Genomic DNA, 13,407 nt, shown 5'->3' on the forward strand with positions numbered 1-13,407 from the left:
CAACAACCAGAGTTCCGACAAAAGCAGCGCCTCCTCAACGCCGCTATTGAATCAAGCCATCGCCGCCAGCGCAAGCGATTTAATGGGTCCTGAGCCTAGATAAAGCCGAGAAAAACCTGAAAAAATCGCTAAAGTTGATACCCGATCATGCAGGTGCAAAATCAGAATTGCAATACATCGCTGACTTGAAGAAAAGTCAGAAGAATTGATTGGTCAATCAACTGGAGCATAGAGGGGGCTAAATTAGAGGGCCAATGCTCTGTATGTTTCCGGGTACGCAACACCAAGCCTGTCCAGATCAGCGCAGTCTCGCTCTACCAAGGGCAAACACGCGCGTTGGAATGCTTCAGGTTTCATAAGCAAGCGCGATGGAAACACGTTGGCCTTTAGAGAGGCCGGATCATAGGTCGCTGGTGGCAGATCAAGAAATGCCTCGATTTTCCGGACAGCAGCAAGTGGATCAGCCCGGCAATCTTCGATAGGCAGGACCAGAAACTCATGGGGTTCAAGGACGCTTTGGGCCATTTCGATAAAACGATAATACTGTCCGTGAAGCGCAAAATCGGCACCGGCCAGTTCATCGGCGTAAAACGATTCATTATATCCTGTAATGTCCTCGCCCGGCGAGAACAGCGACTTATGAAAGTTGTAGTGACTCCAATACCGATCGACTGGATTGCGGATTAGATAAATCAAGCGCCTATTATGGGACGAATCGCAGATGCGTTTTACGTCATTCTGGTCTCCAAGGCTTGTGAATGGGCTGAAGTCCGAAATATAATGGTCGGGTCCTGCTTGACCATAGAGGGAACGGAGCCAAGCCAAATCTATAGGTCCCGAAAGATAATTGTGAAACCATTCCAGATCGTTCCTTGCTGCTTCGGCAAGTTCAGGCGCATGCTTGACGTATGGTCCGTTATTGTCAAAGTAGTTAACTAAAGCTTGTATTCGCGCTTCGTCCGCCAGTGGGTCCCAAGGCAGGCTGGCAGGAGCAAAAAAATGAACCTCTTTGATCTTTGGAACAGCAATCATGGGATGCTGACGGAGCATTGAGAATAGCCAGGTCGTTCCTGCTTTTATCGCGCCGCAGACAAGAAGCAGCCGCTCGATCCGTTGGTCTACGCACGATTCGGCATCAAAACTTGCGTCATCTTCAATATCAGGCGTTTGCGCTTCTTGCATCTGAGGCCAGATCTCTTGTTTCATAAAACTGACTTCTAAGATATCTTCGGGGGTGTCAATCCGTGTAATTCCAAAGACATGTAGCTGCCGTGATCCGACGTTCAAATGGAGGCATCACGTTGACGCTTTGGAACGTATCGAACCAAACTTGCGCGAGGCCTTCGAAAGCCATTTCCGCTTTGTTCACTTGGCAAAACAATGCGCCTTGCTCCACGCCAGTTCCAGAGCCACGGTTAAAGGCAGGGGTGTCAGACCTTCCCGAGGTCGGGAGGAATGCCGAGATTCAAGGGGCGATTGGCTGCAATTTGTCGAAGCGCACAACCAAAGCAAACATCAACTCTTTGCGCTAAATTCCCAAAATATCGACCGCTTAACTAACTTGCGTAAGGCTGTGACCGTCTTGTCATTTTGCCACGCGCTTTATATGCGGCTTCAGATATGGGTCGTACCTTGTGTCAAAGCGCGGGTCCCATCGCTAGGGGAAGTGCGTGTACCAGCCGTCGATGTCTGATCGTGTCCGTTTCCTGATCGGACTGCCGCTTAGCCTGATTTACTTTCCGCTGATGATCCTCACGCTGGTTGGCTATATGCTGATGCCGCGCGGGTTGGTGAACGATCTGCAACAGCGCAACCGCGCCAAGGAAATCGCGGCGCGGCTGCGCGCTATGCAGGCCTATGTCGGCGCGGGCGAAAAGGTGCTGGATTTCGGCGCGGGGCGGGGGGATTTTCTCAAGAACGTCGCCAGCGTCCACGATGTCGACATCATCGGGATCGATATCATCGATTATACCGATGATGACGTTGAAGTGCTGATGTTCGATGGTGATCGCATCCCGCTGCCGGATAAAAGCGTGGATATCGGCATGGCCGCTTTCGTGCTGCACCACATCGTCGATCAGGATCGCGCGATGGCCGAATTGAAGCGCGTGTGCCGCAAGCGCATCATCATTTTCGAAGATACCTATTTCAGCCCGTGGCAGTGGGCCTTTGTGGTGTGGAACGATTTTTATTCGAACATCCTCATGGGCAGCATCCGCGCCTATAAGGCCATCGGCAAAATGGCCATCGTCTCGATGCCCATGCCGCTCACTTTCAAGACCGTGCGCCGGTGGCAGGCGTATTTCCAGGGCCATGGATTGACGCTGCTCTCCACCGAAGTCCGCCACAACGCGGTAAAGCCGATGAGCAAAGTGACGTTCGTGATCGAGGTTTAGCCTGCTCCGAAATATTGGAAAGACAATCCAAACAATTTCGTGCGATAGAGCCGGAACAGGCGACAGCAGGATCAAGTAACAGCAATGTGCGGAATTATCGGAATCGTTGGCAAGGAACAGGTCGCTGACCGGCTGGTTGATGGGCTGCGGCGCATGGAATACCGCGGCTATGACAGCGCCGGGATATGCTTGGTCGAAGGCGGGCAACTGGTCCGCCGCCGGGCCGAGGGCAAGCTGAACAACCTTGTTGTCGAACTTGCCCGCCATCCGGCGGAAGGGTTGATTGGAATCGCCCACACCCGCTGGGCCACACACGGCGCGCCCACCACCAGCAACGCGCATCCCCATGCCACCGAACACGTCGCGCTGGTCCATAACGGCATCATCGAAAACTTCAAACCCCTGCGTGAAGCGCTGATGGCGCGCGGCCGCACGTTTGAAAGCGAAACCGACACCGAAGTTGTCGCGCACATGGTGTCCGAACAAGTCGAAGCGGGCCTTTCCCCGCAAGACGCGGTTCAGGCCGTGCTGCCGCAATTGCGCGGTGCTTTCGCGCTCGCCATAGCATTCCGCACCCATGACGATATGCTAATCGGCGCGCGCCTTGGCTCGCCCTTGGTGGTCGGCTATGGCGATGGCGAGACCTATCTTGGCTCAGATGCCCTGGCACTCGCGCCGCTGACGCAGAAGATCACCTATCTTGAAGAGGGCGATTGGGTGGTGATCACCCGCGAAGGCGCACAGATTTTCGATGTGGACAACAATCTTGTCGCACGCCCTATCGTCGCCTCGGGCGCCACAGCGGCTGCCATCGAAAAGGGCAATTACCGCCACTTCATGCAGAAGGAAATCTTCGAGCAGCCGGTGGTCGTCGCGCAAACCTTGCGTAGCTATTTGCGCCGCGTGGAACAGACCGTCGCCCTGCCGCAAATTGATTTCGATCTGGCCAAGATCAACCGCGTCACCATCGTCGCTTGCGGCACCAGCTTCTATGCTGCGATGGTTGCCAAATATTGGTTCGAACAATTCGCGAGGCTTCCCGTCGATATCGATGTGGCGTCCGAATTCCGCTACCGTGATCCGGTGCTTGAGGAAGGCGGCCTCTCGCTGTTCATCTCGCAAAGCGGCGAAACGGCAGATACACTTGCCGCGCTGCGCCACTGCAAGGCTGCGGGCCAGACCATCGCGGTCGTCGTCAACGTGCCCACCAGCACGATGGCGCGCGAGGCTGACCTGCTGCTGCCCACCCACGCAGGCCCTGAAATCGGCGTTGCCTCCACCAAGGCGTTCACCTGCCAGCTTGCCGTGCTGGCGGCACTTGCCGCGCACCTTGCGGTAAAGCGCGGTCGGATGAACCGCGAAGAGGAAGCGGCGATTGTCGAACACCTGATCGAAGTGCCCTCTGCGCTGAACGCGGCGCTGGCGCATGATGACGAGATCGCCGCGATGGCGCACCTGATCGTGCCTGCGCGCGATGTGCTTTATCTGGGGCGCGGGGCGGATTATCCGCTGGCTCTGGAAGGCGCGCTAAAGCTCAAGGAAATCAGCTATATCCATGCCGAAGGCTATGCCAGTGGCGAGATGAAGCACGGCCCGATTGCCTTGATCGATGAGTCTGTTCCGGTGATCGTGCTCGCACCGTCCGGCCCACTGTTCGAAAAGACCGTTTCAAACATGCAGGAAGTGCGCGCGCGCGGCGGCAAGGTCGTGCTGATTTCCGATGCAGAGGGCATTGCCGAGGCAGGCGAGGGGTGCCTTGCCACCATCGAAATGCCACGCGTCCACCCGCTCATCGCGCCGCTGGTCTATGCTGTGCCGGTGCAACTGCTCGCCTATCACGTCGCCGTCGCCAAAGGCACCGACGTGGATCAGCCGCGCAATCTGGCCAAGTCTGTTACCGTCGAATAACTTCAGGCCGAAAGGCGGCGCACCGCTTCCTCTTGCGCAATCAGGGGAAGCAGCGCCGCCATTTCAGGGCCATGATCCTGTCCGGTAAGCGCCTGACGCAGCGGTAAAAACAGCGTCTTGCCCTTGCGTCCGGTGCTGTCCTTCAACGCCGCTGTCAGCGCCCGCCAGGGATCGGCGGCCCAATCGAGCGTAGCAGCCAGAGCGGCGGCCCGATCCAGAAATGCGCGCGTCTCATCATCAAACGCGGGCGCTGAAACCGGCCCGGTCACCACTTGCCACCAGCCGCTCGCCTCATCGATATGGGCAAGGTTGGGGCGGATCACCTCCCACGCCACTTCGCCCATGCCCTTGGGCAGCAAATGTGCCACGCGGGCGAACGGCAGGCGGTGCACGATCTGCGCGTTGACACGGTGCAGGTCCGCCTCATCAAACCGCGCAGGCGCCCGGCCAAAGCGTGACAGGTCAAAGCTTGCGGCCAGCGCATCCACATCTAGCGCCGGGTCCACCGGATCGGACGTGCCGAGCCGCGCCAGCAGCGTCACGATGGCTTCGGGCTCAATCCCCTGTTCGCGAAAATCCGCCATGCCCAGCGCGCCCAGCCGCTTGGAAAGCTTGCCCTCGCTGCCCGTCAGCAGCGCCTCATGCGCAAAGCGCGGTGGCGTCGCTCCCAGTGCCGAAAACATCTGAAGCTGCGTTGCGGTGTTCGAAACGTGGTCTTCGCCGCGCAAAACATCGGTCACGCCCATCGCAATATCATCAATCGCCGATGGCAGCATATAAAGCCACGATCCATCGGCGCGGCGGATCACCGGATCAGACATCTGGCGGGCATCGAAGTTCTGCGCCCCGCGAATGCCATCGTCCCACGTGATAGGCTGGTCATGATCCAGCATAAAGCGCCAATGCGGCTTTTCCCCCGCCGCGGCCTTCGCCGCATGGTCCGCCTCGGTCAGCTTCAGCGCCGCGCGGTCATAGATCGGCGGAAGGCCCCGCCCCAGCAGCACTTTGCGCTTCAGATCAAGCTCTTGCGATGTTTCATAGGCGCGGTAAATCCGGCCAGCATCAACCAGCCGCCGGAATTCCCGCTCATAGATTTCAAAGCGCAGCGATTGGCGCTCCTCGCCATCAACCGTCAGCCCCAGCCACGCCAGATCGGCACGGATGGAATCGACATGCTCCTCGCGGCTGCGTTCGGCATCGGTATCATCGATCCGCAGCAGGAACTTACCGCCGGTCTTTTTGGCCAGCAGCCAATTGTGCAGGGCGGTACGAACATTGCCGACATGCAGTTTGCCGGTGGGTGATGGAGCGAAGCGCGTTACCGTAGTCATGCCTCCCGCCCTATCGCCAACCGCGCTCAAGGGGAAGGGAGCAGTGCAACCGCGTGAACAGTTGCCTCATAAAGGGCAGGGTGGCGCTCTGCCCGCACAAAGCCATCGACCGCCCGCGCAAAGCCTTGGCGATTGCCAGATCGCGCATTGCGAACCAGCGCCGAAAGCGTCACCTCATCCGGCGTCATCGCATGGCAGCACGGGCGGTTGACCATGAACGGTTCTGGCCAGACCTGTTTGATCGTCTGCACCAGCCCGTGCACCGCGCAAGCCGCCTCGATGCTGCGATAGCGGCGCGCAAGATCGGGCACCGGATCGCGCCCTGCCTGATCGAACAGCGCGCAAAGCCGCATGGCCATGACCATGTGCAAACTGTTCAGCGTTAATCCACGCACGTCGCGGGGTCGGGCGAGTTTTTCGAGCGTTGCCGAAAACTGGGTGGCTGAGCCGCTTGTTGGCATAAGGATTCCTTTCTTGCGAATGAATCGCAAGTTAGGCTCGCCGTGACTTTGCGTCAATGCGAATCATTCGCAATAAGTCAGCCGGTGCGAAAGCCATGCGTAATTGGGTAACGCCGGTCGCGGCCATAATTGCGCGAACCCAGCTTCACCCCGGGAGGGGCCTGACGGCGCTTGTATTCCGCGATGTGAAGCAAGCGTTCGATCCGCACCACAGTGGCACGGTCAAACCCTTCGGCAACGATCTGATCGACCGACTTTTCGTTCTCGACCAGTCCGGTGAGGATCGCATCCAGCACATCGTAAGGTGGCAGCGAATCTGAATCCTTCTGATCCGGGCGCAATTCGGCGCTGGGCGGTTTGGTAATGATGCGTTCGGGCATCACTGGGCCATCAGGTCCAAGCCCGATCTTGGGGCGCTTGCCATTGCGCCACTGCGAAACTGCAAACACCGTGGTCTTATACGCGTCCTTCAACGGGTTATAGCCGCCGTTCATGTCGCCATAAATCGTGGCATAGCCGACGCTCATCTCGCTCTTGTTGCCGGTGGTCACCAGCATCGGGCCAAACTTGTTCGACAGCGCCATCAGCGTAACGCCGCGAATGCGCGATTGGATGTTCTCTTCGGTGGTATCGGCTTGCTTGCCCGCAAACACGGGGGCCAGCATTTCCTCAAAGCCTAGAACCGCCGGATTGATCGGCACCGTATCCAGCTTCACACCCAGCATTCGCGCGCAGCCTTCAGCGTCATCAAGGCTTTCTTGACTGGTGTAAATGCTTGGCAGCATCACGCACCACACGCGGTCTGCGCCCAAAGCATCTACCGCGATGGCCGCGCAAATGGCGGAATCGATCCCGCCCGAGAGACCAAGGACAACGCCGGGAAAGCGGTTCTTGTTCACATAATCGCGCAGCGCCAAAACCATCGCGCAGTAAATGTCTTCGGGATGTTCGGCGAGATCATGGACAACGCCTGATTCGCAGTGCCAACGGTGCACAGACCCGAATTCCGATTTCGTCCATACTGTGGTGACAATGGATTCTTCCCAGTCGGGCATCTGCACCCATAGCGCGCCTTCCGGGCCTACAACGAAGCTGGCCCCGTCAAACACGATCTCGTCCTGCCCGCCCACGCGGTTCAGGTAAACCAGCGGAATGCCGGTATCGATCGCGCGGCGCTTGGCCACGCCATCAATGCGCAGCACGTCCTTGTCGATCTCGTATGGGCTGCCGTTGACGCAGATGAAGATTTCCGCGCCCTGTTCGGCCAGATGGCGGCACACGTCGGGCTGCCAGATGTCCTCGCAAATCGGCAGGCCGATCATCGCGCCTTTGAACAGCACCGGTTCGGGCAAGGGGCCGGGCATGAAATAGCGCTTTTCATCGAACGTGCCGTAATTTGGCAATTCGTATTTGAAGCGGGTCGCGGCAATCCGCCCGCCTTCCAGCAGCGCCACGCCGTTATGAAGCGCGCCATCGCGCACGAAAACCGATCCCACCAGCATCGCCGGGCCGCCATCGGCAGTCACTTTGGCTAGTCTCTGCAATTCTGCCGCCGCGCGTTCAATCAGGGCGGGTTTCATGATCAGATCTTCAGGCGGGTAACCGATCAATTGCAATTCGGGATAGACGATCAGATCGCTATCGCGCGCCTTCTCACGCACCGCCAGCATCGCTGCGGCATTTGCGGCAAGGTCGCCCACCTGTTGGTTGAGCTGGGCGAGGGTGATTTTGATCGTGTCGGCCATTTTCAATCACTAGGCGGCAAACCCCATCGCCTGCAAGAGTTGCAAACCTGTCATCTTGGGCTAAGGGCCCCTTGGGGATCGAAATTCGAGGGAATCGCACGCATGAAGATCATGACCGGCAACTCAAACCTGCCGCTCGCTCGCGCCATTTCGGCTTATCTCGAAGTGCCGCTGACCGAGGCAAGCGTGCGACGCTTTGCGGATGAAGAAGTTTTCGTCGAAATCCACGAAAACGTGCGCGGTGAAGACGTGTTTGTGGTGCAATCGACGAGTTACCCCGCAAACGACAATCTGCTCGAACTGCTGATCTGCATAGATGCGCTGCGTCGCGCCTCGGCCAAGCGGATCACGGCGGTCGTGCCCTATTTCGGCTATGCCCGTCAGGACCGCAAGCCCGGCCCGCGCACGCCTATTTCGGCCAAACTGGTATCGAACCTGATCACCACAGCAGGCGCAGACCGCGTTCTGGCAGTTGATCTGCACGCTGGCCAGATCCAGGGCTTCTTCGATATCCCTACCGACAACCTGTTTGCCGCGCCCGTCATGGCAGCAGACATCCAGACGCGTTACGGTTCGCAGGAACTCATGGTCGTATCGCCAGACGTTGGCGGTGTGGTGCGCGCGCGTTCACTGGCCAAGCGGTTGAACAACGCGCCGCTCGCCATTGTGGATAAACGCCGCGATCGTCCCGGGCAGTCCGAAGTGATGAACATCATCGGCGATGTTAATGGCCGCATGTGCATCCTGATCGATGACATCATCGATTCGGGCGGCACCTTGTGCAACGCGGCGCAAGCCTTGCTCGATGCCGGCGCTGCTGGCGTCTCGGCCTATATCACCCACGGCGTGCTTTCGGGCGGCGCGGTCGCCCGCGTGGCAGGTTCCGCGCTGAAAGAACTGGTCATTACCGATACGATCATGCCCACCGAAGCCACCGCATCGTGTGACCGCATCCGCGTGCTCACTATCGCCCCGCTGATCGGCGAGGCTGTGCGCCGTATCGCCGATGAAAGCTCGGTTTCCAGCCTGTTCGATTGATTCAGGCTCAGGTCGGCGGGTTTTCAGCCAACCTCAGCTTTTCCAGCCACGCGCGCGCCTGCTTGGGTTCACCCACGGCATGCGCGCCTGGCTTTCCGCGCGCTGCCAAAAACTCCTCGTGCAGCGTGAACGGTTCCATGAACAGCGTCTCGCGCGCCTCGGCAATATCGTCGGCGATCTGTTGCAGGTTCTCGATCACCGGCGCGGTGGCAGCCCGCATGATCTTGTCGGCGTTATGGTCGAACAAGCCCCATTTGCCCGCTGCGGTCACGCGCAGCGCCTCGATCAGGGCTTCCAGATAATCCGCTTCCATTTCGGCGCGGCGCTTGTCGAGACGTTCGAGACGATCAGCTTTTGCCATGTCTTGGCGATACGCAGCACAACGTCGGTGTGCAACATCATTCCCAGGGCTTGATTCCGCCCGGAGCAATGCGCTGGATCGTTTCAAGGCGGCGGCTCTGCCGTGTTTCCAGACCAATCGTCATCAGCGGTTGTGGCCGCTCCACAAACTGGCGCGGGCTCATCCCGAACATCGCGGTAAATTCGCGGATCAGGTGGCTCTGGTCGTAATAGCGCAGCGCCAGCGCCTCTGCTTCATCCTGATCGGCCACCCCGCGCAAGTGGCTGGCCATATCCAGCGCGCGCGCGCGGCGCAGCACTTGCTTGGGCGTCATGCCGAAATCGCGCCGGACAATGCGTTCAAGCCGGCGCTGCTCAACGCCGATGTCATCGGCCAGTTGCGCGACTGACACGGTCGGATCGACAAAGGCTGCTGCCTCGAAACGTGCTGAAATCGGCTCGGGTTCCCGCACGGCGCGATCCGCGATCAGGCGGCGCATTTCCTGCTCCATCGCCAAGGTCCATTCCTCGGGCGTGGCATCAGGATCGAACAGGTTGATCCAGCGCGCTTCGGGCATGTATAACTGGGTAAACGTGGCCAGATTGTCCGTCAGACCTGAAATTTCCGGCCCGTTCAACGCATGGCATGCGCCGGGGCGCAGGAAGACACCGACGCTGGTAAAGCTGCCGGTCACGCTCACGGGCATGCGCCGCGAATGCGGGCCGAACAGCATGGCCGCCTGACCGGAATGTTTCAGTCCATCGCTGGTGAGTGCCTCCCACTTCCCTCGCGTCTGCACCCGGATACAGGCGAAATCGCACAATAAACCGCAATCAAGCCGGTGGTCGTCCGGCATATCGACGATGGTCACGTAAAACCGGCCAACCCAGCGTTCAAGATCAGGGGCGGGTGCGCGGCTGAACGAAATCGGCTGTCCATCGCGGGTTGCACCGTTCGCCGATACGACCGCACGATCAATCGCCGGCTTGCTGCTGCGACTCACTTTTGCGCCCCCTGAACCATCGTTAACTCTAGTTAGCCTTGCCGAATGACTCTGTCTGTGCGGTTTTGCACGGCCTATCAAAGGATATGGTGTTTTGGCGCTTCGTCATTCAGCGGCTTGACCTGTGGCCATGGAAAAGCGCAGAGCGACACGATGAAGCTCGAACACGATATTGCCCTCGCCATGCGCCTTGCTGATGCAGCGGCGGCAGCAATCAAACCCTATTTCCGTACCGTCATGGCAGAGCGAAAGGGGGATGATACCCCCGTTACGATGGCTGATCGCGCAGCGGAAGAAGCGATGCGGCGGATACTGACCGCCGAAGTTCCGCGCGATACGATTATTGGTGAAGAGTTTGGTTCAACCGCCGGTACTTCGGGCCGCAGTTGGGTGCTCGATCCGATTGACGGCACCGCCGGGTTCCTTGCCGGACGCCCGATTTTCGGCACGCTGATTGCGCTGGTGGTCGAAGGCTTCCCCGTGATGGGCGTCATGGATCAGCCGATCACGGGCGAGCGCTGGATCGGCGCCACCGGCATGGCAACCACGCTCAACGGCAAGCCCGTCCGCACGCGCCCCTGCCGCGAATTGATCGAAGCGACGCTGGCCACCACCGGCCCGCATTACTTCGATGATCACGACGGCGCGCATTTCATGGGCCTTGCTGCCAAGACCGATCACAAGCGCATGGTCATGGGCGGTGATTGCTACAATTATGCCATGCTCGCCACCGGCCAGCTGGATGTGGTGTGCGAAGCGGGGCTGAAATTGCATGACTGGGCCGCACTTGTGCCCATCGTCGAAGGCGCTGGCGGCACGATGGCAGACTGGAACGGCGATCCGTTACACGCAGGATCAGACGGGCATGTCCTTGCGCTGGGTGATCCGGCGCGGCTCGACGATGTGGTCGAGGCGCTTGCCTGCCACCATTGAGCTATCGGAGAAGCAATTCGGCCTGCGCCAATTCAATGACCGGCACTTCCCAAGGGTGAGCAGCCATCAACGCGGCAAGCGCGCCTTCAATGTCAGCCTCTGCCGCAGCATATGTGGTCAGTATGACCGTGGGCGATAGGGTAGCAGCGCCTGCGGAACCCAGCGCTGGCGCGGCATCGGGCGAGGGGGTAAAGCTCTCCCATCCAATCCCGATCTCGACAACGCCGTGATACAGGCCGAAGTCGCCCAAGGTCTTGTCTGACCGGATCACCGCCAAAATCGCAGCAGCAGTCCGGTCGCGTTCAAGCGCCGTTGCATCCCCAGCCAGCATAGCTTCAAGCGTTTCGGGCGAAACGGGGCAGTGGATTCTCACCACCGTCACGCGGCGGCGGTTGTGCGTCATCACAACCCGGCCTTCAGCATCCAATCGTGGAAGAGGCGCACCGGGCGTGATTGCAACGCGCGCGGGCGGCACACGAACCAATAGGAATAGGGGCTGTCGACATCAATGTCATAAAGCCGCGCAAGGCGTGAATCATGGCTGCGGTGATAGTGGTCATCGTGCATGATCGCGATGCCAAGCCCTTGGGCAGCGGCTTCAAGGATCAGCTGTCCTGAGTCGAAATGGTCAATCGCTGCAGGCTCAAGCTTTTCAAAATGCAGCGCTTTTTTCCACGCCTCAAAGCTCATTGGTAAATCGTTGTGAACCAGAAACGTCTGCTTGGAAAGCTTGGCTACATCCGGTCTCGGCCCAAGCTCCTCGGCCAGCGCCACCGACGTAATCGCATGAACCCGGTTGTGATCCAGCCGCACCGAATGCAGCGATGCATCCGGCCCTTCGGACAGGACAATCGCCGCGTCAATCGTATCACCCAGCTTGGTTTCCGCCGCGTGGCCTGAATCGATATCAATGTGCAATTGCGGGTGCAACTTGCGCAATTCGCCAAGGCGCGGGAACAAGCGCTGGCTGCCAAACAGCGGCAATACGCCCAGCCGCAGCCGCATGACTTTGCCCGTGTCGATCAACCGGTCCACACGATCGGCCATTTCATCGATCAGCGGGGCTACCGCATCATACAATTGCTGGCCTTCTTCGGTCAGCTTCAAGGCCTGGTGCTTGCGTTCAAACAAGGGTTTGCCGACAAACTCTTCCAGCGCACCCAGCCGGCGCGATAGCGCCGACGGGCTAAGCGCCAGTTCCGCAGCGGCCGTTTTGGCCGACCCTGCCCGCACGACGCGAATAAACGCCTCAAGCGAGCGCAGCGGGGGCAGGCGGCGGATCATTGGTTCGTCCTATTCGTCATCAACAGTTTCGGCTTTTGGCGCATGCAACCGAAGGCGGGTAAGGCGGCGCTCATCGCCCCCTGTCACTTCCAATCGCCAGCCGCTGGCGTGTTCAAGCACGCGTCCGACAGGTGGCACTTCACCAGCCAGTACCACGGCCAAGCCGCCCAGCGTATCGACGTCTTCCTCAACTTCTGCAAGCCTCGGATCGATCATTTCGCCTACGTCATCCAGTTCGGCACGAGCATCAGCATCCCACGTATCGGGATCGATCCGGCAGACCAATTCTTGCGGCGCGTCGTCATGCTCGTCTTCAATTTCGCCGATGATTTCTTCGACCAAGTCCTCGATGGTAATAATACCGTCGGTCCCGGAATATTCATCGATAACCACGGCCAGATGCGTACGGCGGCTGCGCATGTCCGCCAATACGTCAAGTGCGCCGCGCGCTTGCGGCACAAACAACGGCTGGCGCATCAGGCTGGTCCAGTCCTTCGGCGGTGCTTTGCCTGATAACAACATGCCCGCCACAATCACGAACACGTCTTTAACATGGATCATGCCGATGATTTCATCGAGCGATTCGCCAAATACCGGCATTCGGCTGTGGCCATGTTCGGCAAAAGCAGCGACGATTTCTTCGAACGTGGCAGATGCGGGCACGGCAACAATCTCGCCACGCGGAATCGCTACGTCGTCGGCGTCATGCTCGCTGAAATGCAGGAGATTGCGCAACATCTGGCGTTCAAGCGGAACAAGATCGCCCTTTCCCGCATTCGCGGAACGCGGCTCGCCTTCATGTTCGTCAATCGCCTCTTCAATCTGGGCGCGGAGCGACTGGTCGGCGTCCGGTCCGCGAAAGAAGACCTTGATGGCACGCCATAACGGGCGGCTGCTACTGTCTGCGTCTCCGGATCGGTCTTCACCGTCAGAGTCATTGCCCTCGGGCACTATTTGGAACTCCTTGC

At 59.1% G+C, this 13,407-nt stretch carries 13 protein-coding genes; 4 read left to right on the forward strand and 9 right to left on the reverse strand.

Annotated elements, in window-relative coordinates; translation table 11 throughout:
• Positions 1-243: 243 nt before the first annotated feature.
• Positions 244-1,206 (reverse strand): sulfotransferase domain-containing protein, encoded by a 963-nt coding sequence (locus B7Y89_RS02870; RefSeq protein ID WP_292935578.1) that lies wholly within the window; start codon positions 1,204-1,206, stop codon positions 244-246.
• A 479-nt stretch (positions 1,207-1,685) separates the two neighbouring features.
• Between B7Y89_RS02870 and B7Y89_RS02875 the strand changes: the two genes are divergently transcribed.
• Positions 1,686-2,396 carry a methyltransferase domain-containing protein gene (locus tag B7Y89_RS02875; protein WP_292935580.1) on the forward strand — a complete coding sequence of 237 codons (711 nt, stop codon included), beginning with the start codon at positions 1,686-1,688 and terminating at the stop codon, positions 2,394-2,396.
• Positions 2,397-2,480: 84 nt separating this feature from the next.
• The gene (gene glmS, locus B7Y89_RS02880) at positions 2,481-4,304 is read left to right on the forward strand and encodes a glutamine--fructose-6-phosphate transaminase (isomerizing) (RefSeq protein WP_292935582.1); all 1,824 of its coding nucleotides are present in this window, start codon (positions 2,481-2,483) and stop codon (positions 4,302-4,304) included.
• A gap of 2 nt (positions 4,305-4,306) precedes the next feature.
• Here glmS and gltX read toward each other — a convergent pair whose 3' ends face one another.
• The 3 genes from gltX to B7Y89_RS02895 all read right to left on the reverse strand — a co-directional run bounded on the left by gltX (position 4,307) and on the right by B7Y89_RS02895 (position 7,841).
• On the reverse strand, positions 4,307-5,635 hold the full coding sequence (gene gltX, locus B7Y89_RS02885; protein ID WP_292935584.1) for a glutamate--tRNA ligase: 1,329 nt from the start codon (positions 5,633-5,635) through the stop codon (positions 4,307-4,309).
• A gap of 26 nt (positions 5,636-5,661) precedes the next feature.
• Positions 5,662-6,096, reverse strand: a complete 435-nt coding sequence (locus tag B7Y89_RS02890) for a hypothetical protein (protein ID WP_292935586.1) — start codon at positions 6,094-6,096, stop codon at positions 5,662-5,664.
• A gap of 77 nt (positions 6,097-6,173) precedes the next feature.
• Positions 6,174-7,841: an NAD+ synthase gene (locus B7Y89_RS02895; RefSeq protein WP_292935588.1), complete on the reverse strand. Its 1,668-nt coding sequence runs from the start codon at positions 7,839-7,841 to the stop codon at positions 6,174-6,176.
• Between the two features lie 102 nt (positions 7,842-7,943).
• On the opposite strand from B7Y89_RS02895, the gene B7Y89_RS02900 reads away from it, so the two are divergent.
• Positions 7,944-8,879, forward strand: coding sequence for a ribose-phosphate pyrophosphokinase (locus tag B7Y89_RS02900; RefSeq protein WP_292935589.1), 936 nt, complete (start codon positions 7,944-7,946; stop codon positions 8,877-8,879).
• Between the two features lie 7 nt (positions 8,880-8,886).
• Here the strand turns inward: B7Y89_RS02900 and B7Y89_RS02905 are convergent, their stop codons facing one another.
• Positions 8,887-9,240 carry a hypothetical protein gene (locus tag B7Y89_RS02905; RefSeq protein ID WP_292935590.1) on the reverse strand — a complete coding sequence of 118 codons (354 nt, stop codon included), beginning with the start codon at positions 9,238-9,240 and terminating at the stop codon, positions 8,887-8,889.
• 37 nt (positions 9,241-9,277) lie between these two features.
• On the reverse strand, positions 9,278-10,222 hold the full coding sequence (locus B7Y89_RS02910) for a helix-turn-helix domain-containing protein (RefSeq protein WP_292935591.1): 945 nt from the start codon (positions 10,220-10,222) through the stop codon (positions 9,278-9,280).
• 153 nt (positions 10,223-10,375) lie between these two features.
• Between B7Y89_RS02910 and B7Y89_RS02915 the strand changes: the two genes are divergently transcribed.
• Positions 10,376-11,155 (forward strand): inositol monophosphatase family protein, encoded by a 780-nt coding sequence (locus B7Y89_RS02915; RefSeq protein WP_292935593.1) that lies wholly within the window; start codon positions 10,376-10,378, stop codon positions 11,153-11,155.
• Between the two features lies 1 nt (position 11,156).
• Here B7Y89_RS02915 and B7Y89_RS02920 read toward each other — a convergent pair whose 3' ends face one another.
• From B7Y89_RS02920 to B7Y89_RS02930, 3 genes are read right to left on the reverse strand one after another with little or no spacing between them, the layout of a single operon-like run.
• The gene (locus B7Y89_RS02920) at positions 11,157-11,558 is read right to left on the reverse strand and encodes a hypothetical protein (protein ID WP_292935595.1); all 402 of its coding nucleotides are present in this window, start codon (positions 11,556-11,558) and stop codon (positions 11,157-11,159) included.
• Positions 11,558-12,439, reverse strand: coding sequence for a LysR substrate-binding domain-containing protein (locus B7Y89_RS02925; RefSeq protein WP_292935597.1), 882 nt, complete (start codon positions 12,437-12,439; stop codon positions 11,558-11,560). The genes B7Y89_RS02920 and B7Y89_RS02925 overlap by 1 nt, the downstream gene beginning before the upstream one ends.
• A 9-nt stretch (positions 12,440-12,448) precedes the next feature.
• Entirely contained in the window at positions 12,449-13,390 is a 942-nt protein-coding gene (locus B7Y89_RS02930) for a hemolysin family protein (protein ID WP_292935599.1), read from the reverse strand.
• Positions 13,391-13,407 lie beyond the last annotated feature (17 nt).

Origin of the sequence: Novosphingobium sp. 32-60-15, assembly GCF_002280675.1 — a bacterium.
GTDB lineage: Bacteria > Pseudomonadota > Alphaproteobacteria > Sphingomonadales > Sphingomonadaceae > Novosphingobium.

Bases quoted from the DNA above. Each gene is read 5' to 3' on its own strand.
- B7Y89_RS02895 (WP_292935588.1), bottom strand. From the start codon at position 7,841: ATGGCCGACACGATCAAAATCACCCTCGCCCAGCTCAACCAACAGGTG.
- glmS (WP_292935582.1), top strand. From the start codon at position 2,481: ATGTGCGGAATTATCGGAATCGTTGGCAAGGAACAGGTCGCTGACCGG.
- B7Y89_RS02875 (WP_292935580.1), top strand. From the start codon at position 1,686: ATGTCTGATCGTGTCCGTTTCCTGATCGGACTGCCGCTTAGCCTGATT.
- gltX (WP_292935584.1), bottom strand. From the start codon at position 5,635: ATGACTACGGTAACGCGCTTCGCTCCATCACCCACCGGCAAACTGCAT.
- B7Y89_RS02920 (WP_292935595.1), bottom strand. From the start codon at position 11,558: ATGACGCACAACCGCCGCCGCGTGACGGTGGTGAGAATCCACTGCCCC.
- B7Y89_RS02915 (WP_292935593.1), top strand. From the start codon at position 10,376: ATGAAGCTCGAACACGATATTGCCCTCGCCATGCGCCTTGCTGATGCA.
- B7Y89_RS02905 (WP_292935590.1), bottom strand. From the start codon at position 9,240: ATGGCAAAAGCTGATCGTCTCGAACGTCTCGACAAGCGCCGCGCCGAA.
- B7Y89_RS02900 (WP_292935589.1), top strand. From the start codon at position 7,944: ATGAAGATCATGACCGGCAACTCAAACCTGCCGCTCGCTCGCGCCATT.
- B7Y89_RS02870 (WP_292935578.1), bottom strand. From the start codon at position 1,206: ATGAAACAAGAGATCTGGCCTCAGATGCAAGAAGCGCAAACGCCTGAT.
- B7Y89_RS02925 (WP_292935597.1), bottom strand. From the start codon at position 12,439: ATGATCCGCCGCCTGCCCCCGCTGCGCTCGCTTGAGGCGTTTATTCGC.
- B7Y89_RS02890 (WP_292935586.1), bottom strand. From the start codon at position 6,096: ATGCCAACAAGCGGCTCAGCCACCCAGTTTTCGGCAACGCTCGAAAAA.